This window comes from Enterobacter sp. QK-SA4 (genome assembly GCF_056856775.1).
Window position 1 is genome coordinate 1,133,053 of record NZ_JBXFXH010000007.1, and the last position, 25,702, is coordinate 1,158,754.

A 25,702-nucleotide genomic window follows, 5' to 3' on the forward strand; every position below is an offset into this window, starting at 1 on the left:
TCTCCCTCACAACCACTCAAGATAAATTTTGTAGGACTGATTTTGCAATTTCCCTGCAATGGCCTGAGCAGCTGGCAGGTTCTTATCTTTTTTGCATCTGAATATCGCCAGCATACGAAGGACATCTTTCCAGTATTCACTCAGCCTTAGCGCATCAATATCTGGAATATCGCCCTCACGGATGCGTTTCTCTGCATCAACAATGTTGCATAAGTAGTTAGTTATATCCTCTGTGGGCATTGCTACCATAACTGGTACAGATGGCGCATAACCCTCTTTGAGCGCAGCTTCGATGAGGGGAATATCCTCGATGTAGATGTGCAGACTTGCCGCATAGTGGCGATAAACACCCAAATTTAAACCGAGGGTTTTTGCAATCATTTCCTGAAGCATCGTGAATGCAAATATGTCGTGAACCAGTCCTGCCCGTGCATCGTTAGAGCGCATGAATGTAAACATATCGAGGGAATCATTCCTAATCGCAAACTGGAGCCCGACAGTACAGGGGACATCAACGAAGGGATGGGCTATATCATTTGCGTCAAACAGTTGTATGGCTGCTCGCCTGGATGTGTTGCGTTTTTTTAAAAGCCGGATGACATTCTCAATCTGGTTGATTCCATTCTTGGTACCAAAGAGACGAGGCCCGTAAGCGCCATTAATCGTGCCATCACTTTCTGCAGAATCCCGGTATTTTGAGATGTAATAGCGAATAGATTCGACATCGTCACTGCCCGATAGGTACCACATTAACTCCCCCAGACAGGTGAATATTTTACCCCTGGATTCTGTTCTGCTAATCCGGCAAATCGGATTGTTTAAAATGATGTGTGTACCCAGAATCTCTTTTGTCGGTCCCCGTGTTGTTTCAACAGGAACCCCATCTGACAGGATATTTTCAAACACAGCCCGCATAACATCATCAATCGTGTTTTTCTCAATTTCCATATTTGTCATCCAAGTGAGAGCCGTGGGCAGGGTGCCAGATATCAGTCAGCAAGTAAGAATAATCCCAATTGGTCGTTATACATTCAGGTTGTACATTTTGTCTACAGATTTGAGCTTTGGAGCAAAAAACTGGCTTGTGTAGGCTGAGTCTACTGTGATGACGAGATTGGTTATTTGATCCTGGCCACAGCATTCAGCTCGTTAGCTCAGAGTGAATGCAGATTGTTGTCAGCAACTTATGTTTTTGGTACTCGAACCCGCATAACGAGTCAGATCTTTCCCTTACTTTTATTAATGGCATTGAACCACATCTCCCTTAACGAACCTAAATGCCCCCTCCGGTTCCACCACGGCCAGCCGGGTCGTCAGCCCAGCTGCGCTAACCGGCAGGCTGGTAAGCTCCGCCGAACCGCGAAGTAATGCGTTTCGGGCCCGACAGATTAGGTCTGATGGGTAACGGATGAAATAAAGCCAAACTAATCAATCTCAAAAGGTCGATGCTTAATTTTCTTCCGAGTTGTCAGGAGGATATAAAGTAAAGCAAATGGCTGGTGTGAGTGAGGGATGGATGCTGGGCTTTCATATTTGTACGAGACCCGCCCAGACGTATGTATCATAGATTCAGGGACTCATTAGCATGATCAGAGATTGCATATGTTGATTTATAACGTTTTTGGACGGCATATTGGTGTTCAACGCAAGAATGATCGGTGGCTAGTATTTCGTGCCGACCTGACGGAGAGAAAGTTTTCTCGACTTTATGACATCGCTATTCTAGACGATATGGCAGAAGGTGAGATTGCTGGCTGGGTGACATTTTCCATGAAGCCACTACCGAGCGTTATCCAAATGTGGAGCGCATCGAATAAGGATTTAATGGATAGCATTACATTGAGTCCGCTCCTGGCACGAAGCGGCCGAACTAACTGAGCAGAAGGTCCGCTGTGAGCGAAAAGCGGACATTGACTTTATATCAAAAATGACATTTTGTGGTTGAACCTCGCCACGGCCGGATTTTTACCGAAGGGCGCAGTGGGGAAACCGGCGGGTTCTGTCCTGATAATCACCGCCGATCACTATATCTGACATGCCGTCCAACTGAGGGAGGCACAAGATATAGTGTTGAGCGCCGCAGCGGGGTTCATTCTGCAAAATAAGGATTTTACCGAATTGGCAAATCTATTGGTAAAACCGGCATGGAGACTTAATGCAACTGATTGTAGGGCTTGCTTTTCAAAGAAATTGCTACAATCCTGTGGAGTTAGGATGATTCCTATAAGATACTGTTATCAGTTTCAGGAAGAACTTAGCGGTACATCTATCACTATCATACTTTCATACTTTCAGGAGTCATATGAAAAGCCATGAATATATTGTTATAAGTGGTTTTAACAGGAGTAAGGTAGGTAAAATAATTGGTTCATTAGCTTCTCTGATATCAGGGTTTTTGGTTTTTGTTATTTTAACTTACCTTGAAAATAATTCTTATATTGAGGCGAAATCTGTAATGACCCCAACGGTCTCTTCGCTTATTAGTGCAGGTACAATGTATCTAATTCTCTACTGGATTTTTGACTCAAGGTTATGGAAGTGGAAGTTAATATCAAAAATAATAAATGTCCCGGACCTGTCGGGAGAGTGGGATTGTGAAGGGCGCGGCGAAAACAAGGAAGGAGACGTTTTTTCATGGCATGCTAAAATTAATATATTCCAGTCATGGGATAAAGTTCATATACGGTTGCAAACCTCACAGTCAGGTTCCGACAGCATAGCTGCCTCCATTATATATGATGGAGAAATAGGTTATCGGTTAGTTTACAACTACAGGAATGATCCGAGAATAAACGAAAAAGAGTTAAGTCCGCATATGGGATTTGCAGAATTAATTTTTGATAAAAGCCTGACAACTGCTGATGGCGAGTATTTTAATGGCAGAGGTCGGAATACCTTTGGGACAATGAAGCTAAGGAAGTTATAACATGGCCGATAACTTTTCATCACGAATCGAACGTTTAAGAACGCGAAGAAGAGGGATAAATGAAATATTTGCAATGGACAGCGGGCTTGAAAGCAGAGAGATCTTACTGAATAAATCTCTACAACAAGAAACCTGGGAAAGCAGGGCTTCCGGGAAATCAGCTACGAAATATGCATTAGGTGCCATGCAGGAAGTTGATCCAGTTTATACTAGGGTTAGCATCGAAACAGGGAAAAGGATAGAAAACCAACTATCTAACCGATTGGAAAAAAAGGAAATTACAGCATCCTTTCGTTTGCAGGGTTCTGTACCGCTTAACATCCATATTAAAGGCGTTAGCGATGTAGATATTCTTACTATTGATGAACAGCTATTCGTTTTTTCAAACGAAGGAAGCAAAGCAAATAGTTATGTTTTATCCAAGAAACAAGCTGTAGATGTACTCCAGATCCTACGGGAAGAAATTGAAGATAGCCTCAGGGCTGCTTTCCCGGCTGCAAAGGTTCACACTGAAAACTCTAAAGCAGTAAAAATAACTGGCGGCTCTTTAGCCAGAGATGTGGATGTAGTCCCGGCTGTTTGGTGGAATAATGCCAGATATCAAGATACAGGCAATGAAGTTGACAGAGGTGTGGCAATTTTAAATAAAAAGGATAACCAGCGGATTTATAACACGCCGTTCCTTCATATTAATTATATTGAGAGCCGCTGCAACACAACGCTAGGCGGCTTAAGGAAATCAATAAGATTACTTAAAAATATCAAAACAGATGCGCATGAGGAAAGCATAGAAATAAACCTCAGTAGTTTTGATATTGCATCTATTATGTATCATGCTGATATTGGCAACCTCTTAAGAGGTCACTTCTATGAACTTGCAATACTAAGCGAAACACAGCGCTGGCTTGACTGGTTATGGCATAATTTTGACGAGGCAAAGAAACTGGAGGTCCCTGATGGAACCAGGAAGATATTTGACACTGACGAAAAAAAAGGTGAGCTGCTAAAGTTATCTCTGCAAGTCGATACATTATTGACAGCCGTTCATAATGAAATGAATTCTATTTTTCATAAAGATTCAATCGATGAGGGAATGAGAGAATATTTGAGTAATTCAAAAGTTGATTAGCGTCATAGCCTTTGTTTATTGATAATGAAAATTTATAAATTATTGTTGTATAATTTTAAATATCTTCAGCTGCAAAATCGCATTCAGCTTAACGTTTTAGACCGTCTCATTAGGGACGGTTTTTTTATGTTTAGTTTGGCAGAATTAGCGTTTTACCGAATTCCTGGAAGAGGGGGTAAGAAAACCGCCTGGTAGCGGTTTCAAAGCAAAGTTATAAGATCCGTTGTGAGCGAATAGCGGCCCATGGCTGCGAGGCCGCTCGCAATTTTAACTTCAGCCGATTCGAGTTTTAAACTCATTTATCCATGCAATGAGCTCCAATACATCTTTTTCGAATTCATCGAGTTCAACCGGAACCAGAGGCAGCTCATCGGATTGAGAGTGCTCGTAAACTGAATACTTGGTCATCAGCGCGTCAATAAGATCACAGTCTTCTGCTATTACCTTGGTGATACCCCGCAGCTTCCCTTTAGTATTGACATCACGTCTGAACCGGACAATCACATCATTTAAAAGGACAAATTCTACTATTCGTTCCAAGATTATCCGAAAATCACTGCATGCACTTTTTGCCGTAAGATCATAAACATCGGCATCTGCATCGGCTTGATGCTTTTTGAGCTTAGGGATGACATGATCCCTAATCATATTAAGCGACTTTTCAGGCTTGGCATCCCGCAAGCTGTGTTGCGCCAAGATTCCCGAAATTTTATCTAATCGTCTAAGCGACTGCACGGTATGGTTAATTTTCTCATTAGCCGGATTCTCACTGTGCTTTTTAATTACAGCATCAATGATGGAAACAAGCGAAAGGCGGTGTGTGAAGATTATGACCTGTCTGGTCTTCGCTAACTCGACAAGCCTAGCTACAACCCGCTCTTCGAAGTCTTGATCTAATGACGAAATAGGGTCATCAAAGATGAAGGGGGCTAACTGATTCGAACCAGTCGTATCGGCCAAGAATGCCGCTAATGCAACAATGCGGGCTTCTCCTTCACTGAGTATTACATCAGGAGTGAAGCCAGCTCGTGCCCCGACAAGGGTAAGCCCAAAAGTTATTACTCCTTTACCTTGAGCTTTGCTCTGCGGCACTACCGGCAAACGTCGCCCACCAAGTACCTTTAACTCCGCATCAAAACGGCTCTGATATCCAGCATCAAGCTCAGTTCTCCCTAGTTCGGTACGCTTAGTTGTCAAGGAATTGCTGGCCGTTAGTCTCACAGCTTTATCTAGCAAATTGACCTGCCCCCCGTTGATTAGTACACCCCGATGTTAGTAATGTCTTCATAAGCCACATGAGGACATCCCCATGAAGAAGCGTTTTTCCGACGAACAGATCATCAGTATTCTCCGCGAAGCCGAAGCTGGGGTACCCGCCCGTGAACTCTGCCGCAAGCATGCCATTTCCGATGCCACGTTTTACACCTGGCGTAAGAAGTATGGCGGTATGGAGGTGCCTGAAGTTAAGCGCCTGAAGTCGCTTGAGGAAGAGAACGCCAGACTCAAGAAGCTGCTTGCCGAAGCCATGCTGGATAAAGAGGCGCTTCAGGTGGCTCTTGGGCGAAAGTACTGACGACAGACCAGAAGCGGGAAGCCGTGATGTTGATGTGTGATGCGACCGGTCTGTCGCAACGTCGTGCCTGCAGGCTTACAGGTTTATCCCTGTCGACTTGCCGCTATGAGGCTCACCGTCCGGCTGCTGATGCGCATTTATCAGGGCGCATTACTGAGCTGGCACTGGAGCGCAGGCGTTTTGGCTACCGTCGTATTTGGCAGTTGCTGCGCCGTGAAGGGCTTCATGTTAATCATAAGCGCGTGTACCGGCTTTATCACCTCAGTGGCCTGGGCGTAAAACGCAGAAGACGTCGTAAAGGGCTGGCAACAGAACGTCTGCCGCTGCTCCGTCCGGCGGCGCCCAATCTGACCTGGTCGATGGATTTCGTCATGGACGCACTTTCCACCGGTCGCAGGATCAAGTGTCTTACCTGCGTCGATGATTTCACAAAGGAATGCCTGACGGTCACTGTTGCCTTTGGGATTTCAGGCGTTCAGGTCACGCGTATTCTGGACAGCATTGCACTGTTTCGAGGCTATCCGGCGACGATAAGAACTGACCAGGGGCCGGAGTTCACTTGCCGTGCACTGGATCAATGGGCCTTTGAGCATGGTGTTGAGTTGCGCTTAATCCAGCCGGGCAAGCCAACGCAGAACGGATTTATTGAGAGCTTTAACGGACGATTTCGCGATGAATGTTTGAATGAGCACTGGTTCAGCGATATCGTTCATGCCAGGAAAATTATTAATGACTGGCGGCAGGATTATAACGAATGCCGCCCGCACTCCACGCTGAATTATCAGACACCGTCTGAATTTGCAGCGGGCTGGAGAAAGGGTCATTCTGAGAATGAAGATTCCGACGTTACTAACTGAGTGTTGTATCTAATCGTGGGGGCAGGTCATAACGAGTGTGATAACGGCATAGGTTTTCATAAATAGATTCCTGGCTATAAGGTGAGTTATTGAATCAGACCCGTATTCATCCTGCTTTTATTTTCAGAGAACGTCCACTTGCTGACCGTTTCGCCTTTAAATTCGATTTCCAGCGTTTTGGCCTGCGTCTGTGAACCGCCTGTCAGCAACCCGACCACTGGAATGAATGTGGTGGCATCAAACTGATTGTTATCCATTGAATAAGTCCATTCTTCATTGCCACTATCAAGTGTAGTTTTGGTTTCGGGCTCACCTAATGCGGTAATGATTTCTGATTTCGTCGTTTTATTTTTGATAATTTTCGACTGCAGACTTTGTGATGTTTCTTTTTTTAGATGCTGGTTGCCTGATGTTGAACAGCCAGAAATAAGTAAAGCAGAAATAAAAAACACAGAAATCATGAATCTGTTCATAAGTTCTCTCATATTAATTTTTTATGTTTGCAGTGGTATGAAATTAATATCACCGTATAAAAACAACTCTGTCTGCATATTTCTTTTTAATAATGCAGATAAGAATAATGATGCTGGCAAAAAACGTAATGACTGAGACAGGAGTGCTGCCAGTCAATGAAAATACTAACCAGGCGAGACCGAATGCCACGAATTGAAACAGGAATGCCACACTGAGCGGACTTTCACCATAGGCCACTTTTGCATGGCAGCCTTTGCAAATCTGCACGCCGTGCGGGCTTTGTGTAAAGCAGAAGGGGCAGCTAATCGTTTTATTATCCATCATGACTCCGTGGCCTGATTTAAGGTGATGTATTTTTGAACATTTTCGATGAATGATCCGCTTTAGTAAAATTGCTTGTACCGATCGATGGATCTCTGTTAATAGGTTATAACTATCATAACTAGATTATTGATCTATATAAACGATCAATATTTTGTTGACTATTACTAAAGTATAGACTAGTAAACTTAGGGTGCAGGATGGTGGTTGTTTGTAACTAATTGTTCTTTAGCGGGATTTGTTGTCATGGAATGGCAGGGTATCAGAAGATGCAGGTGCAGGATTTGGTGGAAAGGATGTGCAGTGGCATGTAACAGAGACATGCCCCTGCGCCTGAGAAGTGCCACAATATGGCCGAGAAATACTAGCCACGAATACAGACGACGCTGGCGGGGTATCTGACGAGCTGTATTGTGCAGTTTGCTCCTGAGTTGAATGACACTCACTGTTTCCTGTTGTCGTTCCAGACGAATTTTTTCTTCAAGCTGAAGGATTTTCTCCAGAATCGTTTCCCGGTTTGCAGCCTGTTCTTCAGACTCGCATGATGGTACTGGTACTGGCACAGTCTGCTGTTGCTCTTTTTTCAGTAAAGCCAGGTGCTCTGGTGTAAAATCAATCTGTGTTTGCAGAGAAGACCAGCCATACTTTTTTCCAAGCTGAGACGCTTTAAAGGCAATGCCCTGGTACTGAAATGAAAATCCATTCATTTTTCCCGTCGACGCGATATTGGGTTTACAGGTCACACCTTTCCGTTCCAGCATGTCGATAAAAGTCAGTAAATCGGGACGATGCGTTAAGACATTATCAATCAGGGTCTGCAACTGAGACTTAGGGCAGGGAGCTGCTGTTCGCTCTGCCATCATCAGCTCATTGCGTGAGGGTTTTCTTTTAGCCTGAGGGCGACTACTGATTGCAGGTGTTGTTTCAGTGAGTCCGTGTATTCGCTCCAGCTCGCTGATAATGCGGGTGCTGATGAGATTTTCATTTTTCCCCAGGTACAGTTTTCCACCGACCATGTTAATGCGACTCGCAATGATATGGATATGCTGCCCGTTGGTATCGTCGTGAAGGATATAACAGCGAAGGTGCGTTTCAGTGAACCCCATCCGGGTCATATAATCGTCGGCGAATGCCGCCCACTGTCTGGCTGACAGTGTTTCTCCCCTTGGCAGGCGAAGTGAATTATGCCAGACAGGTTTAGCGACATCGGGACGCAATTGTTTAGAACTTTCAAACTCACTGATAAGCGCAGCCACCGAACTTCCGGCCATATTACCACCGATAATATAAGGCGTGATTTTGTGGTGAGATCCTGACTTAAGGCTATAGAGAACCACACCTGCGAACTGTTTACCCCGCTTTATTTTCTGCATACCTTTCATTGAGTTGGATCCAGAAAGGTTGATGGAATAAGGTGATCCCTGAGAGTTTTGATTTGTCTGCGCAGGGCGAAGAGTTCTGTATGGGTCAGTTCGCTGTCAGGGCTTTTGCTGTCGAGATGATTCAGCAGGCGGTTTAAATCCTGTGAAAGGTTGCCGAGTTTAATCCATGCTTCACGATTGATTTCAGGTAATACCGGTGGGAGTTTGTTGAGGGATGCCATTCTTAGCCATTCCCCTTTTTTATAAGGGCCTCTTTTACTATCGAGAATAGATAATTCTTCTTCGTTTAACCGAACGCTGACGCAGTGAGTTCTAACTTCATTAGGTGAATATTTTGCTGTATGGAATTTACCTCTTCTTGAGCTTCTTGATAGATCTTCTTTACTTTCATTTTTATGCATATCTAACCTTTTTTAAAATGTGTTCATGATCTACAGTTAGCGCATTGGTAAAATAAGTCAAGGCAGTGTCGAAATTTATAAATAAGAGAGGTGGAGCAGATTGCTAATTAGGTAATCTGCTCTGGGTAATAATAGGGTTCATATTAAATTCATTATGACAGTGAGGAGGGGCGGAGGTTACAATCTACGTTTTACTGGCATTAAAGAGATTGTTTGTTTCATAATTTCGCTAAGTTTATTTCTCTCATGTTCTGCTATATATTTACAAATCTCATCATGTCGAATATGCTGTTCCAGTTGTTTTTTATCTATTTTGATATCATTGCGGATAAACCATTTAATGGTTTCAATGTCCCCGCGTAAATCATAACCTCGCAGTACAATATGGCGAAAATGTGTGTTGCTGATATCTGTCTTCTTCTTTAGTTCACTGAAGAAAGAGCTCATTTCATTTTCATTGGCACTTAGATAAACCTGGCAGTTATCAGAGATAGTAAAGTTAAGGTTTTTCTTCTGAAGCAAATCCATTATCTGCAGACTTTCGCTGTTGAGGTAGTTGAAAATTACTGGACTGCTATCCTTCATACTAATATGACGAATGAGCATTTTGGCTTTGAAATCGCCTAATGAATAGCAAATTTCAAAAATACCGTGACCCTGGTTATCTCTGTGGTTTATATCGCAACCGGCCTGTACCATCAAATCAAAGATAGAGTGATTTTTTACGTAAAAAAGTATTGTTCTTCCGCATTTATCCACATTGTTGACATTAATTCCAGCATTGATCAGGGTTTTGCAACAGGATATATTATCAGCTAACGAGCATAAACAGGTTTGGCCTAGACCATTTTTGTGGTGTATATCTACGCCGGAATCAATCAATTTTTTCAGTATGTGAGGATTTCGCTGGTTAAACAAAACATTGTGACCATAGTTGTCAGCATGGTTAAAATCTATTCCTGCTTTAACCAGAGTGTCAATCATTCTTGGGTTTTTACAGTAAAACAGTATATTTCTTCCAAACGAATCCAGTGTATTAATATCGGAGCCTGCATTAATGCAAACCTGAATGTCTTTTGGAGTTTTACAAGAGAGTAATGCATTTATTGCGTTGTTATTCATAATTTTTCTCCTCTGTTAAGCGACTAATCTGATATAGTTGTCATGGTTGGTTTTATATTCCTTTATTTTTTTAATGTCTTCGTAAATTCGAGCGAGTGAAAACCATGAGATCTCTTTCAACATGTTTTTGTTGCTTACATACAAAATGTTACCACCGCGAAATGAAAAAGCATTATGGAATGTACTTTCATTCGTCGTTTTGAGAAATCGAATGAAATTTTTTATTGTCTCTTTTTTGTTCATGTTATAAGAGGTGAATGTATAGATAGAGAATACGGTTAAAATATTTCTCTTCGAGACCATATGTCTTGAGAAATAATCGAAATAAAATCTTTGCTCCTGAGTGTCACTTTTGCAGAAAAAAGAAAATTGTGGATTATATAATCTATAAAGATCTGCGTTCTTTTTTGTTTTGGCGAGATAGTTAGTCAGGCTTGGATAGTTTGTTTTATTCATTTTAGCTCTCCTTTATTTAATTAACAAAGGAAATATATATTATTAAATAAACAAAATGCAAATATATTTTTATATTTATTTAATTAAATAGATATATTTTTATTATATTTCATATAAGGTGTTGTTTTTCATTGTTATATTATTTTTATCAAAAAGTGCTGTGTTTTATTTGATTGATTTGGTTTGAGAGTAGTGATTGATATTGTATGAATTGGCGATGAGGGTGTTTTAAAAAATAAATTTATCAAAGTGCTAAGGTGCAATGTGGGGCTTTGTATTAAATTAATGATGTTAGCGCCCCTTGGCTATCTAACTAAAGGTTAAAGCCAAGGGGAGAGTGTTCAGGCAGATTCAATTCATAATCTTTTTTTTGTAATTGCTTTACAGGTAACTGGTTGAAGCGTTGTTCGTAAAACCTTTTGCTCTCTCTGTGATTTTTCCTGGAGGATTTCTTCATAGAAGTAGCGTTCTTTTAGTGATTCTATATCAACTTTTATATCATGACATATTAACCATTTAATTAGCAGTCTTCCTGCATAGTGAGTCAGTAGATATGTACTGTTTATGTAAAACCAAACATGACTAATGTCTGTCAGTTTCTTTAGTTGTAAAATTAATTTTTTAACGTTGGCATTTGTTGGTGTGATAATGCACTTATCACTTATCTCAAATTCATTTTTTTGCTTTATAAGTAACGACAAGAGCTCAATTGTTTTAAATGTAATGTTCGTGAATACAATTTTTGAACTGTCTTTAAGATGAATATTACGGATAAGAAAACGAATGTAGTTATCGTTTTTAGATTCCCAGTGAGTATATTTACCAGCTATGCTGTGGTTTTCTGACTGCCAGGGAAGGTGCGAACAAGTTCCTGATATGAGATCATCATATTCATCCGGAGCGCATCCCAGAGGGACATCATGAGCCATCAACTCACCTTCGCCGATAGTGAATTCAGCACTAAGCGCCGTCAGACCCGAAAAGAGATTTTCCTCTCCCGCATGGAGCAGATTCTGCCATGGCAGAATATGACCGCTGTCATCGAGCCGTTTTATCCCAAGGCGGGCAATGGCCGACGGCCCTATCCGCTGGAGACCATGCTGCGTATTCACTGCATGCAGCATTGGTACAACCTGAGCGACGGTGCCATGGAAGATGCCCTGTACGAAATCGCCTCCATGCGCCTGTTTGCCCGATTATCCCTGGATAGCGCCCTGCCGGATCGCACCACCATCATGAATTTCCGCCACCTGCTCGAGCAGCATCAACTGGCCCGTCAATTGTTCAAGACCATCAATCGCTGGCTGGCCGAAGCAGGCGTCATGATGACCCAAGGCACTTTGGTGGATGCCACCATCATTGAGGCACCCAGCTCGACCAAGAACAAAGAGCAGCAACGCGATCCGGAGATGCATCAGACCAAGAAAGGCAATCAGTGGCACTTTGGCATGAAGGCCCACATTGGTGTCGATGCCAAGAGTGGCCTGACCCACAGCCTGGTCACCACCGCGGCCAACGAGCATGACCTCAATCAGCTGGGTAATCTGCTTCATGGAGAGGAGCAATTTGTCTCAGCCGATGCCGGCTACCAAGGAGCGCCACAGCGCGAGGAGCTGGCCGAGGTGGATGTGGACTGGCTGATCGCCGAGCGTCCCGGCAGGGTAAAAACCTTGAAGCAGCATCCGCGCAAGAACAAAACGGCCATCAACATCGAATACATGAAAGCCAGCATCCGTGCCAGGGTGGAGCACCCGTTTCGCATCATCAAGCGGCAGTTCGGCTTCGTGAAAGCCAGATACAAGGGGCTGCTGAAAAACGATAACCAACTGGCGATGTTATTCACCCTGGCCAACCTGTTTCGGGTGGACCAAATGATACGTCAGTGGGAGAGATCTCAGTAAAAACCGGAAATAACGCCAGAAATGGTGGAAAAAATAGCCTAAATAGGCTGATTCGATGTGTTTGCGGGAAAAAAATCGGCCCAGATCCGCGAAATTTTAATCAGCGAGTCAGCTTGGGAAGAAATGACCTGCTTATTCGCACCTTCCCTAATATACATCTTCGATTGTGCAAGTGAAACCCGGTAATACATTTCTTCAGCTCAAGATTATAATGGGCTATAACAGTGAATGGTAAATATGTAGGTGTGAAATTATTATCGTGTATTGAGTTTGTATTAGTTATTTTTTTAAAGGCTAATTATTTGTAAGTGAAAAATAAATTTTATTTGACAGGATTACGATGAGTTATATTTTCATTTGATTATAAGTAACGGGGGAATAGTATGGATTTTATTTTTTTTAAAAGTATAATGGCATTGCCAGATCTAACATTAATTATAGAAATAAATCACATCACAGACGTTGACATTATTTAAAAATGATTTATTAATAATGTATGTCATCAAGTGTTTTTGCTGATATGTATCCTGTACTATGTACAGTTTGTTATTTGCCCCATGTATGGGGATACTGGAAAGGCTACTGATTAGTAGCCTTTCGTCCCTTTAAGCAGCAAAAATTTTAAGCTGTTGCGCCAGGACATAATCTCCCCACCACTGCATGAGAGCTACTCGTTCGGTAATATATTCCGCACGATTATATGCAGCGATAATTTCGTCTTTTTTTGAGTGGGCAAGGGCCGCTTCAAGGGCATCTGTCCTGAACTTACCTGACTCTTCCGCTGCCGTTCTTGCAATAGATCGCATCCCGTGGGCAACAAGTTCACCTCCCAAGCCCATACGGATAATTGCTGCATTGGCTGTTTGTTCATGCATATGATTTAAGGGAGCCTTTATGCTGGGAAATACCCACTCGCGGTGCCCACTGATTGATTCCATAGACTTGAGTATCCGAAGAGATTCTTTGCTTAATGGGACCTTATGAGGTTTTTTCATCTTCATAAATTCAGCTGGGATGTTCCACATGCTGTTATCCATATCTATATCAGACCATCTTGCGCGGACAGCTTCACCAGGGCGAACCCATGTGAGAAGTTGCCATTCAATCAGTAGTCTTGTTTCTAAACGGACAGAAGCATTGTTCAGTGCTGCCAGAAAACGAGGGAGTTCAGAGGGGGGTAAGGCAGGCATATTCTGTTTTTTAGGCTTACTGAAACGTTGGCCTAGATTATCTGCGGGGTTAAATTCAATCAGCTCTTCTGTAGCCGCCCAACGGAAGATTTCATTCAACCTGGAAATTAGCCGCCGCAAAGTTTCCAGTACTCCCCGTTGTTCAATTGGATCAAGATGCTGTTTTAAGAGCTTGGGACGGATCTCATTGATTGGCACATTACCCAGACCGGGGAAAATATTTCGTTCAAGGCTCCGCCAGATGTCTTCTGCATGGTCTTGTGAGATGCCAGAGGTCTTTACCTTCTCATCCAACCATTTTCTCGCCACGGCTTGTAATGTGTGTTCTGTGGCATTCTTTAATGCATTAGCTTTATCGTTGTTATGGACTTGAGGGTCCGTGCCATTCGCAAGCAAGGAGAGGTATTCATCACGTAAGGCTCTTGCTCTTGCCAGGGTAAGGTGAGGGTAGGTCCCAAGGCTCATCTTGGTTCTTTTCTTGCTCACTGGCACTGAATACCTGAAATACCAATTCTTTTTCCCACCTGTTGAGAGGGGAGAGATTCGTAGAATCAAGCCATCCCCGTCAAACAAGTTGATTTCTTTGTCTGCTGGCTTGGTGTTTTTGATTTCAGTGTCGGTGAGTTTCTTCGCGATCTTTGCCATTTTGGGACCCTCGATTTTTGGACCCTTTGTCTTGGGTCCCATTTAGGGTGCCATAACTCGTGGTTCTCAGCAATTCTCACTAGACGACAATGGACGTAAAAAAGCCCGCAGAGCTTGTGCTGTGCGGGCTTAGTAGACTTTACTGAACTTCGGTACATCAATATTTGGTGGAGCTGGCGGGAGTTGAACCCGCGTCCGAAATTTCTACATCCTCGGTACTACATGCTTAGTTTGTCTTTACATTCGCACGCCAGCTGCGGACAGACACGCCACTAACGAACTAGCCTGATTAGTTTTAACGCTTCAACCCCAGGCAGGGCTTCCACGCGATCTCTTTTGGGTTTGACCTCTCTTTGATCCCCGTCTTAAGAGCGGAAGCTAGGGAGAGAGGGCTCAGAGCAGGTTATTAAGCTGCTAAAGCGTAGTTTTCGTCGTTTGCGACTATTTTTTTGCGGCTTTTAACGAGGCAAACCGCCCCTCGGCATGCACCTTGGGTTTCGCAAATCCCGTCGAATCCAGAATCAGCCCCAATAGTGTTGAACTAAGTATACCAGATTTCACTTCCTGGATACCAGCCCGGAACGCTAACTTATTGAATAGTACAATAAGTGTGCAGAATCAACGTCCTGCGTTTTTCATAATGCGCGCTTTATCAAGCTGCCACTCGCGCTCTTTCAGGTCAGTACGTTTGTCGTGCTGTTTTTTACCTTTCGCGACGCCAACTTTCACTTTGCACCATGCGTTTTTCCAGTACAGCGACAGGGCTACCACGGTGAAACCTTCACGGTTGATGCGTCCGTAGAGGGATTCCAGCTCACGCTTGTTCAGCAGCAGCTTGCGGGTGCGCGTTGGGTCACACACGTAGTGTGAGGAGGCGACGGTAAGCGGCGTAAAGTTCGCGCCGAACAGGAAGGCTTCGCCATCTTTCAGGATCACGTAGCTATCGCCGATGTTGGCTTTCCCGGCGCGCAGCGATTTTACTTCCCAGCCCTGCAACGCAAGGCCAGCTTCGAATTCTTCTTCAATGAAATACTCGTGGCGAGCACGCTTGTTGAGCGCAATGGTCGCCGAGCCTGGTTTATGTGCTTTTTTCTTCGTCATAAGTGTCGTAAAGCCGTCGGTAATCTGATTTCAAAAAGTCACCTCATTGCGTCCTGTGAGGTCTAACGCGCTATCTTAGCACGAGATGAGGCTTAGCGTTTTTTTAACAGGTGATAAATGTTATTATTTGTCCGTTGTGTGACCATGGGAAATGCTATGCCTCAGATTAGCCGTACTGCGCTCGTGCCTTACAGCGCGGAACAAATGTATCAGTTAGTGAACGATGTTCAGTCCTATCCAGAATTTATTCCGGGATGCACCGGGAGCCGCGTTCTGGAGTCCGGCCCGACGCAGATGACCGCGGCGGTGGATGTCTCCAAAGCGGGGATCAGCAAGACGTTCACCACCCGTAATACGCTGACCAGCAATCAGAGTATTTTGATGCATCTGGTGGATGGTCCGTTTAAAACCCTGATGGGGGGCTGGAAGTTTACGCCGCTGAGCGCTGACGCCTGTCGCATCGAGTTCCAGCTGGACTTTGAATTTACCAATAAGCTGATTGAGCTGGCGTTTGGCCGCATCTTTAAAGAGCTGGCGTCCAATATGGTTCAGGCGTTCACCACCCGCGCCAAAGAGGTTTACAGTGTCGCATAAGATTGCTGTAGAAGTGGTCTACGCGCTGCCGGAGAAGCAGTATCTGCAGCGCGTGACGCTGGAAGAGGGGGCAACCGTTGAGGCGGCTATCCGCGCGTCCGGCATCCTCGAACTTCGCAGCGATATTGACCTGGCGAAAAATAAGGTCGGGATTTATAGCCGTCCGGTGAAGCTGGGTGATGTGCTGAAAGAGGGCGACCGAGTGGAGATTTATCGTCCGCTGATTGCCGACCCGAAAGAGCTGCGTCGTCAGCGTGCGGAGAAAGCGGCTAAGTAGCGTGTTTTCCCCTCACCCTGACCCTCTCCCTGCAGGGGCGAGGGGATAAAAGAAAAACAAAAAGGTGCTCAATGAGCACCTTTTTGCATTTCTGACTTCTGATTACTTGGTCAGGGCAGGCTTGTTGTCGATGTTGGTCAACACACCGGCGCTGCTGAAGGTCAGCGTCAGGGTCTGCTGGGTCGCATCTTCGTGGCCCGGCTTCTGACGGAATACATAGAACCAGGTGTTAGTGCCGAACGGATCGGACATCATCGGGGTTCCCAGTGTATAAGCGACCTGCTGTTGTGTCATCCCCACACGGATTTTGGACACATCGTTAGGGGTAAGGTAGTTCCCCTGGTTGATGTCAGGACGGTAAACCACTTTCTCCAGAGTGGAACAGCCTGCGGTCAACATCAGAAGAACCGCTGCGGCAGCGGTCAGCATTTTACAACGCATAGTGATTTGATTCCTTTTCGGGCCCGAGCAGAACGCGGCTCATATGTAATATGCCGATGATAATAGACCTTGCCCCACTTTGAAACCGGTCTGGCGGCGTTTTTGTTGTTCTGTATGACCCTGAGATCCCGAAAAAGTTTATGCTGCCAGCAGTTCTTTCGCGTTTGCGAGCGTGTTACGGGTGACTTCGCTGCCGCCGAGCAGGCGTGCCAGCTCCTGCAGACGCGCGCGTTTATCCAGCGGCTTCATATGCGTTTCGGTCATTTCTCCGTCGGTTTCTTTGCTGACGATAAAGTGATGATGACCACAGCCCGCGACCTGCGGCAGGTGGGTGACACACATCACCTGCGTTGATTCACCTAGCTGGCGCAGCAGTTTGCCCACTACTGCCGCCGTTGGGCCGCTGATGCCGACATCCACTTCATCGAAAATCAGCGCCGGGGTTTCCATTTTACGCGCGGTAATCACCTGAATCGCCAGTGCAATACGCGACAGTTCACCGCCGGATGCCACTTTGGAGATAGCCTGCAGCGGCTGCCCCGGGTTGGTAGTGACGCGGAACTCGATGCGGTCCGCACCTTCTGCCGTCAGGTGGTTCTCTTCAAAGCGAATATCGATGGTGAAGATACCGTGCGGCATCGCCAGCGTGTGCATGCTGTCGGTGATGTGCTGGCTTAGCTCCTGAGCGTAATGCTGACGGATTTCATGCAATTTTTGCGCTGTCGCCAGCGCCTGTTCATGATGCAGGTTCACCGCGAGAGAGAGGGTCTCCTGCGAGTCAGCCTGATCGTCAAGCTGCTGCTGTTCTTCCAGCAGAGACTGATAGAATTCTGGCAGCTCTTCCGGCGTGACGTGGTGCTTGCGCGCCAGTGAAATTTGACGGGAAATGCGCTGCTCCAGCTCAAACAGACGGTTCGGATCGAGATCCAGACGTTCACAGTAGTGGCGCAGTTCGTCACTGGCTTCGGAGATCTGAATCGCCGCTTCTTCCAGCATATCCAGGACGCCTGAAAGCTTGCTGTCCATGCCGACCAGTTCGGTAATGAGCTGGCGGACGTTATACAGCTGGCTCTGCAGGTTCACGTCTTCGCCATCCGCCAGCAGGTTGAGCGCATTCTGGCTGGTTGAGAGCAGGTGGCCGCTGTTCGCCAGACGTTTGTACTCTTCGTCTATTTGCTCAAACTCACCCGGCTGCGGGTTGAATTCGTTCAGCTCTTTAAGCTGGTACGCCAGCAGCTCCGCACGTGCGGCGCGCTCCTGGCTTTGCTGCTGGTGCTGGGCAAGTTCACGGCAGCTCTGATGCCACTGGCGATAGTGTTCCGCCATAAGCTGAGTAAGCGCGTACTCACCCGCGTAGCCATCGAGCAGCGCTTTCTGCTGTTCAGGTTTGACGAGTTGCTGATACGCGTGCTGACCGTGGATCTGGATAAGCAGCTGGCCGAGTTCGCGAAGCTGGGAGAGCGGGACCGCCGTGCCGTTGATAAAGCCACGTGAACGCCCGTCGCTGCTGATCACGCGGCGAAGTAAACACTCACGTCCATCTTCAAGCTGGTTTTGCTCCAGCCAGCGCTGGGCTGCAGGGGTGTCTTTCAGGGAGAAGCGGGCGCACAGATCGGCACGGTTTGCGCCCATGCGCACCATGTCGCCTTCTGCGCGGCCGCCAAGGCACAAGCCGAGGGCATCAATGGCAATGGATTTACCTGCACCGGTTTCCCCGGTGATCGCCGTCATGCCGCTGTGGAAATCGATCTCAAGCTCACGAACAATGGCAAAGTTGCTGATGGTCAGTTGTGCCAGCATAATTGTTTTCCTGTATGAAAAACCATAACTGTGTTTTCATACAGTATAAACTGGTTTTTTATACAGTAAAGTACTGGATGCAAAATCAGAACAATTTTTTTGACCAGCCAAGCTTCGAGCTTAATGTGTTGAAATAGCTGTAATCTTTCGGGTGAATCAGATTAAGGTGGTAATCACACCGACGAATGAGAACATCTTCACCTTCCTGGATCGGTAGCGCTATCTGGCTGTCGCAGCTGATCTCCAGGTCATTACGGCGGTGCGAGAAGCGCAGACGTATCGTGCTGTCGCCGTTGATGACCAGCGGACGGGCGGAGAGCGTGTGCGGGAACATCGGCACCAGGGTAATGGCATCCAGCGAGGGCGTCAGGATCGGGCCACCGGCAGAAAGCGAGTAGGCAGTTGAGCCGGTCGGAGTGGAGATAATCAGCCCGTCGGAACGCTGGGAGAAGGCAAAGATTTCGTCGATATAAACTTCGAATTCAATCATGTGCGCCACTTTTCCGGGGTGAAGAACTACCTCGTTAATCGCGGTGCTGATGCGCTTCTGGCAGTCCTGCTGGCACACCTGCGCTTCCAGTAAAAAGCGTTTTTCGCTGATATAGTGCCCTTCCAGCACGTCGGCCAGCTGCTGCTGCGCATTGTCCGGGTCGAGATCGGTTAAAAAGCCGAGATTGCCACGGTTGATGCCGATGACCTTAATGTCATAACGCGCCAGCGTGCGGGCCGCGCCGAGCATGTTGCCGTCGCCGCCCACCACCACGGCGAGATCGGCCTGTTGGCCAATTTCCGCCAGCGTGCCGGTTTTGACGCTCTTCAGCTGCAGCTCCTGCGCAATCTGCTGCTCGACCATCACTTCATAGCCTTTGCTACACAACCAGCGATACAACATTTCATGTGTCGTTAGTGCGGTAGGGTGACGCGGATGCCCGACTATCCCAATACACCTGAAATGATTATTCATTTTCTGGAGGTCCTTGTGCCTGATGAATGATGACAATCTGTCTTGTTCCCTTGAATCCCGGAAACTGATCCCCATAATAAGCGAAGTTAGCGAGATGAATGCAGAAAAACGCGGAGAAATTCATGAGTAGTAAAGAACAGAAAACGCCTGAGGGGCAAGCCCCTGAAGAAATTATCACGGAACAGCATGATGAAGTTGAGGCTGTAGAGCCAGACGCATCTGCTGAGCAGGTGGACCCGCGCGATGAAAAAATTGCGAATCTGGAAGCCCAGCTGGTAGAAGCACAGAATCGCGAACGCGATGGTGTTCTGCGCATCAAGGCGGAAATGGAAAACCTGCGTCGCCGTACCGAGCAGGACGTTGAGAAGGCGCATAAATTTGCGCTGGAGAAATTCGTCAACGAACTGCTGCCGGTAATTGATAGCCTCGATCGCGCGCTGGAAGTGGCTGATAAAGCGAATCCGGACAACGCGGCGATGATCGAAGGTATCGAGCTGACGCTGAAATCCATGCTCGACGTGGTGCGTAAGTTTGGCGTTGAAGTGATTGCCGACACCGACGTCCCGCTGGATCCAAACGTTCACCAGGCGATTGCGATGGTGGAGTCCGAAGAGGTGGAAGCCGGTAAAGTGCTGGGCGTGATGCAGAAAGGTTACACCCTGAACGGGCGAACCATTCGCGCGGCGATGGTGACCGTGGCGAAAGCGAAAGCGTAATTCGCTATCCGTAGTGCCGGGTGGCGGTTTCGCCTTACCCGGCCTACAACCTTACTCAGCGATACTTTCGCGTAGGGGTTTTACGGGCAGGACTTTCACCTGCTTAATCATATTATCCTGCACGTCCAGGATATCAATATCATACTGCTCAATCCGCACCCGCGTGCCCGCCGCCGGGATCTCTTCCAGCGCTTCCAGAATCATCCCGTTGATCGTACGAGCCTCATCTTCCGGCAAATGCCAGTTAAAGGCTTTGTTGAGTTCGCGAATGTTCGCGCTACCGTCAATCAGCACCGAGCCGTCGTTTTGCGGGGTGACCTCTTCCGCGAGGGAAGGCGACATTGACGTGGTAAAGTCTCCGACAATCTCTTCCAGAATATCTTCGACCGTCACCAGCCCCTGAATGTCGCCGTACTCATTGACCACCAGGCCGACCTTCTTCTTGTTGCGCTGGAATTTCACCAGCTGCGTGCTGAGCGGGGTTCCTTCCGGCACGTAGTAAATCTCGTCGGCGGCGCGCAGCATCACTTCTTTGGTGAACTCTTTTTTCTCGGTCATCAGACGGTAGGCTTCGCGCACGCGCAGCATGCTGATGGCGTCATCCAGCGAGTCGCGGTAAAGCACAATACGCCCGTGCGGGGAGTGCGTCAGCTGGCGGACGATGGCTTTCCAGTCGTCGTTGATGTCGATACCGACGATTTCGTTACGCGGCACCATGATGTCGTTCACGCTCACTTTTTCCAGATCCAGCACCGACAGGAGCATGTCCTGATTGCGGCGGGAGATCTGCGAGCGGGATTCATTCACGATGGTGCGCAGCTCCTCTTTGCTGAGCGCGCTGCTGATGGTGACATCGGCTTTGATTCCCACCATGCGCATCAGGACGCGCGTAACCATGTTCAGAAGCCAGACCAGGGGCATCATCAGGATCTGCAGCGGTGCCAGCAGGAAGCTGCTCGGGTAGGCGACCTTCTCCGGGTAAAGCGCGGCGATGGTTTTCGGCAGCACTTCGGCAAATACCAGCACCACGAACGTCAGCACGCCGGTGGCAATCGCCACCCCGGCGTTGCCGTACAGGCGCATTCCGACGATAGTGCCGAGGGCGGAGGCAAGAATGTTGACAAGGTTGTTGCCGATGAGCACCAGGCTTATCAGGCGATCCGGCTTGCGGAGCAGTTTTTCAACGCGGCGCGCGGCACGGTTACCCTGTTTAGCACGATGACGTAACCGGTAGCGGTTTAGGGTCATCATGCCGGTTTCCGAGCCGGAGAAATAGGCGGAGATGACCACCATGACGATCAGGATAACGATCAGCGTGGTGGTAGAGATGTGTTCCAGGGGGAACTCCTTTTGTTACTTAGCCAGCAAATTGCTGTATGAAGCGGCTGCCAAAATAGGCAAGGGTGAGAATGCCCGCACCCGCGACGTTGAACCAGACCACGCGACGACCGCGCCAGCCTTCATGATAATGGCCCCATAACAGGACAATATAGACAAACCACGCGATGATAGAGAGCACCGCTTTATCGATATTCTCCACGCTGAACAGGTTCTTCATGTAAAACAGGCCCGTGCAGAGCGTGAGCGTCAGCAGCACCACGCCCACCTGGGTGATATGGAACATCTTACGCTCAATGACCATCAGCGGCGGCATCTCATGATTAAACGCCAGCTTTTTGTTTTTCAGCTGGTAGTCAATCCAGGCGAGCTGCATGGCGTAAAGCGCGGCGATGATCAGCGTCGCGTAGGCAAAGAGCGACAGGCCGATATGGACCAGCATCCCCGGGGTGGCCTCCAGATGCGTAATGAATTCATTAGGCATAAAGGTGGCGAGGGCCAGATTGATCAGCGCGAAGGTATAGACAATCGGCAGCAGCAGCCAGCCGCGATTTTTAGACGCGACGATGGTCATTACCGTACAGATCATCAGGCTGACCAGCGAGCCGACGTTGAGGACGCTCAGGTTTTGCACGCTGCCGTCGCCGGGAATGATGCGTGATTCCAGCGCAAACGCGTGGCTAATCAGTGCGATTACCGCGGAAAGAATAGCCATGCGCCGCCAGCCGCTGTTTTTTTGCAGCAGGCCGGGAACGATCAGCGCGAGGCTGACAGAGTAGGCAACAAGGGCGATCAGTGCGAAAACAGGCATATAGGCATCGACAGTTGTCTTAATAAGAAAGAGAAGCAGTATAACGTTACGTGACGCCTGCTCCAACCGTTGCATAACAACAAAGGCGCCTTCATGTTATACTCCGGCAAAATTCTGTGTATGTGTCGCCCATGGCGGCCCAACGTTTCTACTCAGGCGAGAGACAATGTTTGATAATTTAACCGATCGTTTGTCGCGCACGCTGCGCAACATCAGCGGCCGCGGACGCCTTACTGAAGAGAACATCAAGGAAACGCTGCGCGAAGTGCGCATGGCGCTGCTGGAAGCAGACGTCGCGTTGCCGGTTGTTCGTGATTTTATCAACCGCGTAAAAGAGAAGGCGGTTGGTCATGAAGTTAACAAGAGCCTGACCCCGGGCCAGGAATTCGTCAAAATCGTTCGTAATGAACTGGTTTCGGCGATGGGCGAAGAGAACCAGGTGCTTAACCTGGCGGCTCAGCCGCCAGCCGTGGTGCTGATGGCGGGCCTGCAGGGTGCGGGTAAAACGACCAGCGTCGGTAAGCTGGGTAAATTCCTGCGTGAAAAGCACAAGAAGAAAGTGCTGGTGGTCTCTGCGGACGTCTATCGCCCGGCGGCGATCAAACAGCTGGAAACCCTGGCCGAGCAGGTCGGCGTAGATTTCTTCCCGTCCGACGTGGCGCAGAAGCCTGTCGACATCGTTAACGCGGCGCTGAAAGAAGCTAAGCTGAAATTCTACGACGTGCTGCTGGTGGATACCGCCGGTCGTCTGCACGTTGACGAAGCGATGATGGACGAGATCAAGCAGGTGCATGCCTCTATCAACCCGGTAGAGACCCTGTTCGTTGTCGATGCCATGACCGGTCAGGATGCGGCGAATACCGCAAAAGCGTTTAATGAAGCGCTGCCGTTAACCGGCGTGGTGCTGACCAAAGTGGACGGTGACGCCCGCGGCGGTGCGGCGCTCTCCATTCGTCACATCACCGGTAAGCCGATTAAATTCCTCGGCGTGGGCGAGAAAACTGAAGCGCTCGAGCCGTTCCACCCGGATCGTATTGCCTCCCGTATCCTCGGCATGGGCGACGTGCTGTCGCTGATCGAAGATATCGAGAGCAAGGTTGACCGCGCGCAGGCCGAGAAGCTGGCCAGCAAGCTGAAAAAAGGCGACGGTTTCGATCTCACCGATTTCCTTGAGCAGCTGCGTCAGATGAAAAACATGGGCGGCATGGCCAGCCTGATGGGCAAACTGCCGGGCATGGGCCAGATCCCTGACAACGTGAAAGCGCAGATGGATGACAAGGTGCTGGTGCGTATGGAGGCGATCATCAACTCGATGACCCTCAAAGAGCGCGCTAACCCGGACATCATCAAAGGTTCCCGTAAACGCCGTATCGCAGCCGGTTGCGGCATGCAGGTGCAGGACGTTAACCGCCTTCTGAAACAGTTCGACGACATGCAGCGCATGATGAAGAAAATGAAGAAAGGCGGCATGGCGAAGATGATGCGCGGCATGAAAGGCATGATGCCACCCGGTTTTCCAGGGCGTTAATCGCTTTTGAGATTGCTTTTTGCCCGAAAATGAGTAAAATTTTCGGGCTTTTAATATGACACCCGGGCTCCGTTCCTCGATGGGGCCCGGTTGTTTTATTCACACAAGAGGATGTTATGGTAACTATTCGTTTAGCTCGTCACGGCGCTAAAAAGCGTCCGTTCTACCAGGTTGTTGTAACTGACAGCCGTAATGCACGCAACGGTCGCTTCATCGAGCGCGTTGGTTTCTTCAACCCACTGGCCGCTGGCGCAGAAGAAGAAACTCGTCTGGATCTGGATCGTATCGCTCACTGGGTTGGCCAGGGCGCTACTGTTTCCGATCGCGTTGCTACGCTGATCAAAGCAGCAAACAAAGCAGCTTAATCTGTCACGGTGGTCATGATGAGCAATAAAGCACCTGTTGAACCGATCGTATTGGGAAAAATGGGTTCTTGCTACGGTATCCGTGGTTGGCTCAGAGTGTTTTCCTCCACTGAAGACGCTGATAGCATTTTTGATTACCAGCCCTGGTTTATCCAGAAAGGCGGTAAGTGGGAAGAGGTCGAGCTGGAAAGCTGGCGTCACCACAATCAGGACATCATCATCAAGCTGAAAGGCGTTGACGATCGTGATGCTGCGAATGCACTGACTAATTGTGAAATTGTCGTGGATTCGTCGCAGTTGCCACAGCTGGAAGAGGGCGACTACTACTGGAAAGACCTTATGGGTTGCCAGGTAGTCACTACCGAAGGCTACAGCCTGGGGAAAGTCATCGATATGATGGAAACCGGGTCAAATGACGTTCTCGTCATTAAGGCAAACCTGAAAGATGCATTTGGCATCAAGGAGCGGTTGGTTCCGTTCCTCGATGGACAGGTTATCAAGAAAGTCGATCTCACTACTCAAACCATTGAAGTAGATTGGGATCCTGGTTTTTAAATTCTCCGGATAAACGGTAAAAGACGGCGCTATGTGGATTGGCATAATTAGCCTGTTTCCTGAAATGTTCCGCGCGATTACCGATTACGGGGTAACTGGCCGGGCAGTAAAGAATGGCCTGCTGAGCATCCAGAGCTGGAGTCCTCGTGACTTTACTCATGACCGGCATCGTACCGTGGACGATCGTCCTTACGGCGGCGGACCGGGGATGCTAATGATGGTGCAACCCTTACGGGACGCCATTCACACAGCAAAAGCCGCGGCAGGTGAAGGCGCAAAGGTGATTTATCTTTCACCTCAGGGACGCAAGCTTGATCAAGCGGGCGTGAGCGAACTGGCGACGAATCAAAAGCTGATTCTGGTCTGTGGGCGCTACGAAGGGATAGATGAGCGCGTAATTCAAACCGAGATTGACGAAGAATGGTCTATCGGGGATTACGTTCTCAGCGGTGGTGAGTTACCCGCAATGACGCTGATTGACTCCGTCTCCCGGTTCATTCCGGGGGTTCTGGGCCATGAAGCTTCGGCAACGGAAGATTCCTTTGCCGATGGGTTGCTGGACTGTCCACACTATACTCGTCCTGAAGTGTTAGAAGGGATGGAAGTACCGGCGGTGTTACTGTCTGGAAACCATGCCGAAATACGTCGCTGGCGTTTGAAGCAGTCGCTGGGCCGAACCTGGCTTAGAAGACCTGAACTTCTGGAAAACCTGGCTCTGACTGAAGAGCAAGCAAAGTTGCTGGCCGAGTTCAAAACAGAACACGCGCACCAGCAGCATGAACATGATGGGAATGCGTAATACACTCCCGAATATCAGTTTACCCAGGATAAGAGA

At 47.8% G+C, this 25,702-nt stretch carries 28 protein-coding genes, 1 other RNA gene and 1 pseudogene; 13 read left to right on the top strand and 17 right to left on the bottom strand.

What is annotated here, in order from left to right; translation table 11 throughout:
- Positions 1-6: 6 nt before the first annotated feature.
- Complete coding sequence (locus AC1VYI_RS07045; protein WP_045888796.1) at positions 7-948, bottom strand: thymidylate synthase; 942 nt, start codon at positions 946-948, stop codon at positions 7-9.
- A 654-nt stretch (positions 949-1,602) separates the two neighbouring features.
- Here AC1VYI_RS07045 and AC1VYI_RS07050 point away from each other — a divergent pair.
- The 3 genes and pseudogenes from AC1VYI_RS07050 (at position 1,603) to AC1VYI_RS07060 (ending at position 4,055) form a co-directional block, all read left to right on the top strand.
- Positions 1,603-1,817 (top strand): annotated as a pseudogene (locus AC1VYI_RS07050) (DUF7661 family protein).
- 485 nt (positions 1,818-2,302) lie between these two features.
- Entirely contained in the window at positions 2,303-2,926 is a 624-nt protein-coding gene (locus AC1VYI_RS07055; RefSeq protein WP_045889368.1) for a Cap15 family cyclic dinucleotide receptor domain-containing protein, read from the top strand.
- A 1-nt stretch (position 2,927) separates the two neighbouring features.
- Positions 2,928-4,055, top strand: a complete 1,128-nt coding sequence (locus AC1VYI_RS07060) for a nucleotidyltransferase-like protein (RefSeq protein ID WP_045889369.1) — start codon at positions 2,928-2,930, stop codon at positions 4,053-4,055.
- 273 nt (positions 4,056-4,328) lie between these two features.
- Here AC1VYI_RS07060 and AC1VYI_RS07065 read toward each other — a convergent pair whose 3' ends face one another.
- Positions 4,329-5,291 (bottom strand): AAA family ATPase, encoded by a 963-nt coding sequence (locus AC1VYI_RS07065; protein ID WP_482878373.1) that lies wholly within the window; start codon positions 5,289-5,291, stop codon positions 4,329-4,331.
- Between the two features lie 73 nt (positions 5,292-5,364).
- Here AC1VYI_RS07065 and AC1VYI_RS07070 point away from each other — a divergent pair.
- Positions 5,365-6,485, top strand: a protein-coding gene (locus AC1VYI_RS07070) for an IS3-like element ISSen4 family transposase (protein ID WP_087451024.1) whose coding sequence is annotated in 2 segments (ribosomal slippage) — positions 5,365-5,623 and positions 5,623-6,485 — 1,122 coding nt in all. Because the reading frame shifts where the segments join, the coding sequence is not laid out codon by codon here.
- Positions 6,486-6,571: 86 nt separating this feature from the next.
- On the opposite strand, the gene AC1VYI_RS07075 is transcribed toward AC1VYI_RS07070, so the two are convergent.
- The 7 genes from AC1VYI_RS07075 to AC1VYI_RS07105 all read right to left on the bottom strand — a co-directional run bounded on the left by AC1VYI_RS07075 (position 6,572) and on the right by AC1VYI_RS07105 (position 11,570).
- Positions 6,572-6,958, bottom strand: coding sequence for a hypothetical protein (locus tag AC1VYI_RS07075; RefSeq protein ID WP_045889458.1), 387 nt, complete (start codon positions 6,956-6,958; stop codon positions 6,572-6,574).
- Positions 6,959-7,007: 49 nt separating this feature from the next.
- Complete coding sequence (locus tag AC1VYI_RS07080) at positions 7,008-7,280, bottom strand: hypothetical protein (protein ID WP_045889457.1); 273 nt, start codon at positions 7,278-7,280, stop codon at positions 7,008-7,010.
- 188 nt (positions 7,281-7,468) lie between these two features.
- On the bottom strand, positions 7,469-8,662 hold the full coding sequence (locus AC1VYI_RS07085; protein ID WP_134867252.1) for a relaxase/mobilization nuclease domain-containing protein: 1,194 nt from the start codon (positions 8,660-8,662) through the stop codon (positions 7,469-7,471).
- On the bottom strand, positions 8,659-9,063 hold the full coding sequence (locus tag AC1VYI_RS07090) for an ATP-binding protein (protein ID WP_128321326.1): 405 nt from the start codon (positions 9,061-9,063) through the stop codon (positions 8,659-8,661). Before AC1VYI_RS07090 ends, AC1VYI_RS07085 begins: the two co-directional genes overlap by 4 nt.
- Positions 9,064-9,240: 177 nt before the next feature.
- Positions 9,241-10,185, bottom strand: a complete 945-nt coding sequence (locus tag AC1VYI_RS07095) for an ankyrin repeat domain-containing protein (RefSeq protein WP_134867253.1) — start codon at positions 10,183-10,185, stop codon at positions 9,241-9,243.
- A 15-nt stretch (positions 10,186-10,200) separates the two neighbouring features.
- Entirely contained in the window at positions 10,201-10,641 is a 441-nt protein-coding gene (locus AC1VYI_RS07100; RefSeq protein WP_001044498.1) for a hypothetical protein, read from the bottom strand.
- A 356-nt stretch (positions 10,642-10,997) separates the two neighbouring features.
- Entirely contained in the window at positions 10,998-11,570 is a 573-nt protein-coding gene (locus AC1VYI_RS07105; RefSeq protein ID WP_148660539.1) for a hypothetical protein, read from the bottom strand.
- Between AC1VYI_RS07105 and AC1VYI_RS07110 the strand changes: the two genes are divergently transcribed.
- Both AC1VYI_RS07110 and AC1VYI_RS07115 read left to right on the top strand, forming a co-directional pair.
- Complete coding sequence (locus AC1VYI_RS07110) at positions 11,562-12,542, top strand: IS5-like element ISKpn26 family transposase (protein ID WP_000019450.1); 981 nt, start codon at positions 11,562-11,564, stop codon at positions 12,540-12,542. The two genes, AC1VYI_RS07105 and AC1VYI_RS07110, sit on opposite strands and share 9 nt — an antisense overlap.
- Positions 12,524-12,718, top strand: coding sequence for a hypothetical protein (locus tag AC1VYI_RS07115; RefSeq protein ID WP_319003439.1), 195 nt, complete (start codon positions 12,524-12,526; stop codon positions 12,716-12,718). Before AC1VYI_RS07110 ends, AC1VYI_RS07115 begins: the two co-directional genes overlap by 19 nt.
- A gap of 429 nt (positions 12,719-13,147) precedes the next feature.
- Here AC1VYI_RS07115 and AC1VYI_RS07120 read toward each other — a convergent pair whose 3' ends face one another.
- The 3 genes from AC1VYI_RS07120 to smpB form a co-directional block, all read right to left on the bottom strand.
- A complete protein-coding gene (locus tag AC1VYI_RS07120) occupies positions 13,148-14,377 on the bottom strand; it encodes an integrase arm-type DNA-binding domain-containing protein (RefSeq protein ID WP_169737566.1) in 1,230 nt (409 codons plus the stop codon).
- Positions 14,378-14,542: 165 nt separating this feature from the next.
- Positions 14,543-14,906, bottom strand: a transfer-messenger RNA (tmRNA) gene (gene ssrA / locus AC1VYI_RS07125).
- A gap of 89 nt (positions 14,907-14,995) precedes the next feature.
- Positions 14,996-15,478 (bottom strand): SsrA-binding protein SmpB, encoded by a 483-nt coding sequence (smpB, locus tag AC1VYI_RS07130; protein WP_008502505.1) that lies wholly within the window; start codon positions 15,476-15,478, stop codon positions 14,996-14,998.
- 156 nt (positions 15,479-15,634) lie between these two features.
- Here smpB and AC1VYI_RS07135 point away from each other — a divergent pair, with 156 nt between their 5' ends.
- Positions 15,635-16,072: a type II toxin-antitoxin system RatA family toxin gene (locus tag AC1VYI_RS07135; RefSeq protein ID WP_024908332.1), complete on the top strand. Its 438-nt coding sequence runs from the start codon at positions 15,635-15,637 to the stop codon at positions 16,070-16,072.
- On the top strand, positions 16,062-16,349 hold the full coding sequence (locus AC1VYI_RS07140; protein WP_134867254.1) for an RnfH family protein: 288 nt from the start codon (positions 16,062-16,064) through the stop codon (positions 16,347-16,349). Before AC1VYI_RS07135 ends, AC1VYI_RS07140 begins: the two co-directional genes overlap by 11 nt.
- Positions 16,350-16,451: 102 nt before the next feature.
- Here the strand turns inward: AC1VYI_RS07140 and bamE are convergent, their stop codons facing one another.
- From bamE to nadK, 3 genes are all read right to left on the bottom strand, one after another.
- Positions 16,452-16,790, bottom strand: a complete 339-nt coding sequence (gene bamE / locus AC1VYI_RS07145; RefSeq protein WP_023308883.1) for an outer membrane protein assembly factor BamE — start codon at positions 16,788-16,790, stop codon at positions 16,452-16,454.
- A 138-nt stretch (positions 16,791-16,928) separates the two neighbouring features.
- Positions 16,929-18,590 (bottom strand): DNA repair protein RecN, encoded by a 1,662-nt coding sequence (gene recN / locus AC1VYI_RS07150; protein ID WP_148660540.1) that lies wholly within the window; start codon positions 18,588-18,590, stop codon positions 16,929-16,931.
- An 85-nt stretch (positions 18,591-18,675) separates the two neighbouring features.
- The gene (gene nadK, locus AC1VYI_RS07155) at positions 18,676-19,554 is read right to left on the bottom strand and encodes an NAD(+) kinase (RefSeq protein WP_008502500.1); all 879 of its coding nucleotides are present in this window, start codon (positions 19,552-19,554) and stop codon (positions 18,676-18,678) included.
- Between the two features lie 122 nt (positions 19,555-19,676).
- On the opposite strand from nadK, the gene grpE reads away from it, so the two are divergent.
- Complete coding sequence (gene grpE, locus AC1VYI_RS07160) at positions 19,677-20,270, top strand: nucleotide exchange factor GrpE (protein ID WP_023308880.1); 594 nt, start codon at positions 19,677-19,679, stop codon at positions 20,268-20,270.
- Positions 20,271-20,321: 51 nt separating this feature from the next.
- On the opposite strand, the gene AC1VYI_RS07165 is transcribed toward grpE, so the two are convergent.
- Positions 20,322-21,608: an HlyC/CorC family transporter gene (locus AC1VYI_RS07165; protein ID WP_025759264.1), complete on the bottom strand. Its 1,287-nt coding sequence runs from the start codon at positions 21,606-21,608 to the stop codon at positions 20,322-20,324.
- Between the two features lie 19 nt (positions 21,609-21,627).
- Positions 21,628-22,419: a cytochrome C assembly family protein gene (locus AC1VYI_RS07170; protein ID WP_014884879.1), complete on the bottom strand. Its 792-nt coding sequence runs from the start codon at positions 22,417-22,419 to the stop codon at positions 21,628-21,630.
- Between the two features lie 166 nt (positions 22,420-22,585).
- On the opposite strand from AC1VYI_RS07170, the gene ffh reads away from it, so the two are divergent.
- The 4 genes from ffh to trmD all read left to right on the top strand — a co-directional run bounded on the left by ffh (position 22,586) and on the right by trmD (position 25,666).
- Positions 22,586-23,947, top strand: coding sequence for a signal recognition particle protein (gene ffh / locus AC1VYI_RS07175; RefSeq protein ID WP_014884878.1), 1,362 nt, complete (start codon positions 22,586-22,588; stop codon positions 23,945-23,947).
- 116 nt (positions 23,948-24,063) lie between these two features.
- The gene (gene rpsP / locus AC1VYI_RS07180; RefSeq protein ID WP_003863133.1) at positions 24,064-24,312 is read left to right on the top strand and encodes a 30S ribosomal protein S16; all 249 of its coding nucleotides are present in this window, start codon (positions 24,064-24,066) and stop codon (positions 24,310-24,312) included.
- A 15-nt stretch (positions 24,313-24,327) separates the two neighbouring features.
- Entirely contained in the window at positions 24,328-24,867 is a 540-nt protein-coding gene (gene rimM, locus AC1VYI_RS07185) for a ribosome maturation factor RimM (protein WP_029741020.1), read from the top strand.
- A gap of 31 nt (positions 24,868-24,898) precedes the next feature.
- Positions 24,899-25,666: a tRNA (guanosine(37)-N1)-methyltransferase TrmD gene (trmD, locus tag AC1VYI_RS07190; RefSeq protein ID WP_134867255.1), complete on the top strand. Its 768-nt coding sequence runs from the start codon at positions 24,899-24,901 to the stop codon at positions 25,664-25,666.
- Positions 25,667-25,702: the final 36 nt, after the last annotated feature.

Bases quoted from the DNA above. Each gene is read 5' to 3' on its own strand.
- AC1VYI_RS07045 (WP_045888796.1), bottom strand. From the start codon at position 948: ATGGAAATTGAGAAAAACACGATTGATGATGTTATGCGGGCTGTGTTT.
- AC1VYI_RS07055 (WP_045889368.1), top strand. From the start codon at position 2,303: ATGAAAAGCCATGAATATATTGTTATAAGTGGTTTTAACAGGAGTAAG.
- AC1VYI_RS07060 (WP_045889369.1), top strand. From the start codon at position 2,928: ATGGCCGATAACTTTTCATCACGAATCGAACGTTTAAGAACGCGAAGA.
- AC1VYI_RS07075 (WP_045889458.1), bottom strand. From the start codon at position 6,958: ATGAACAGATTCATGATTTCTGTGTTTTTTATTTCTGCTTTACTTATT.
- AC1VYI_RS07080 (WP_045889457.1), bottom strand. From the start codon at position 7,280: ATGGATAATAAAACGATTAGCTGCCCCTTCTGCTTTACACAAAGCCCG.
- AC1VYI_RS07085 (WP_134867252.1), bottom strand. From the start codon at position 8,662: ATGAAAGGTATGCAGAAAATAAAGCGGGGTAAACAGTTCGCAGGTGTG.
- AC1VYI_RS07090 (WP_128321326.1), bottom strand. From the start codon at position 9,063: ATGCATAAAAATGAAAGTAAAGAAGATCTATCAAGAAGCTCAAGAAGA.
- AC1VYI_RS07095 (WP_134867253.1), bottom strand. From the start codon at position 10,185: ATGAATAACAACGCAATAAATGCATTACTCTCTTGTAAAACTCCAAAA.
- AC1VYI_RS07100 (WP_001044498.1), bottom strand. From the start codon at position 10,641: ATGAATAAAACAAACTATCCAAGCCTGACTAACTATCTCGCCAAAACA.
- AC1VYI_RS07110 (WP_000019450.1), top strand. From the start codon at position 11,562: ATGAGCCATCAACTCACCTTCGCCGATAGTGAATTCAGCACTAAGCGC.
- AC1VYI_RS07105 (WP_148660539.1), bottom strand. From the start codon at position 11,570: ATGGCTCATGATGTCCCTCTGGGATGCGCTCCGGATGAATATGATGAT.
- AC1VYI_RS07120 (WP_169737566.1), bottom strand. From the start codon at position 14,377: ATGGCAAAGATCGCGAAGAAACTCACCGACACTGAAATCAAAAACACC.
- smpB (WP_008502505.1), bottom strand. From the start codon at position 15,478: ATGACGAAGAAAAAAGCACATAAACCAGGCTCGGCGACCATTGCGCTC.
- AC1VYI_RS07135 (WP_024908332.1), top strand. From the start codon at position 15,635: ATGCCTCAGATTAGCCGTACTGCGCTCGTGCCTTACAGCGCGGAACAA.
- bamE (WP_023308883.1), bottom strand. From the start codon at position 16,790: ATGCGTTGTAAAATGCTGACCGCTGCCGCAGCGGTTCTTCTGATGTTG.
- recN (WP_148660540.1), bottom strand. From the start codon at position 18,590: ATGCTGGCACAACTGACCATCAGCAACTTTGCCATTGTTCGTGAGCTT.
- nadK (WP_008502500.1), bottom strand. From the start codon at position 19,554: ATGAATAATCATTTCAGGTGTATTGGGATAGTCGGGCATCCGCGTCAC.
- grpE (WP_023308880.1), top strand. From the start codon at position 19,677: ATGAGTAGTAAAGAACAGAAAACGCCTGAGGGGCAAGCCCCTGAAGAA.
- AC1VYI_RS07170 (WP_014884879.1), bottom strand. From the start codon at position 22,419: ATGCCTGTTTTCGCACTGATCGCCCTTGTTGCCTACTCTGTCAGCCTC.
- ffh (WP_014884878.1), top strand. From the start codon at position 22,586: ATGTTTGATAATTTAACCGATCGTTTGTCGCGCACGCTGCGCAACATC.
- rpsP (WP_003863133.1), top strand. From the start codon at position 24,064: ATGGTAACTATTCGTTTAGCTCGTCACGGCGCTAAAAAGCGTCCGTTC.
- rimM (WP_029741020.1), top strand. From the start codon at position 24,328: ATGATGAGCAATAAAGCACCTGTTGAACCGATCGTATTGGGAAAAATG.
- trmD (WP_134867255.1), top strand. From the start codon at position 24,899: ATGTGGATTGGCATAATTAGCCTGTTTCCTGAAATGTTCCGCGCGATT.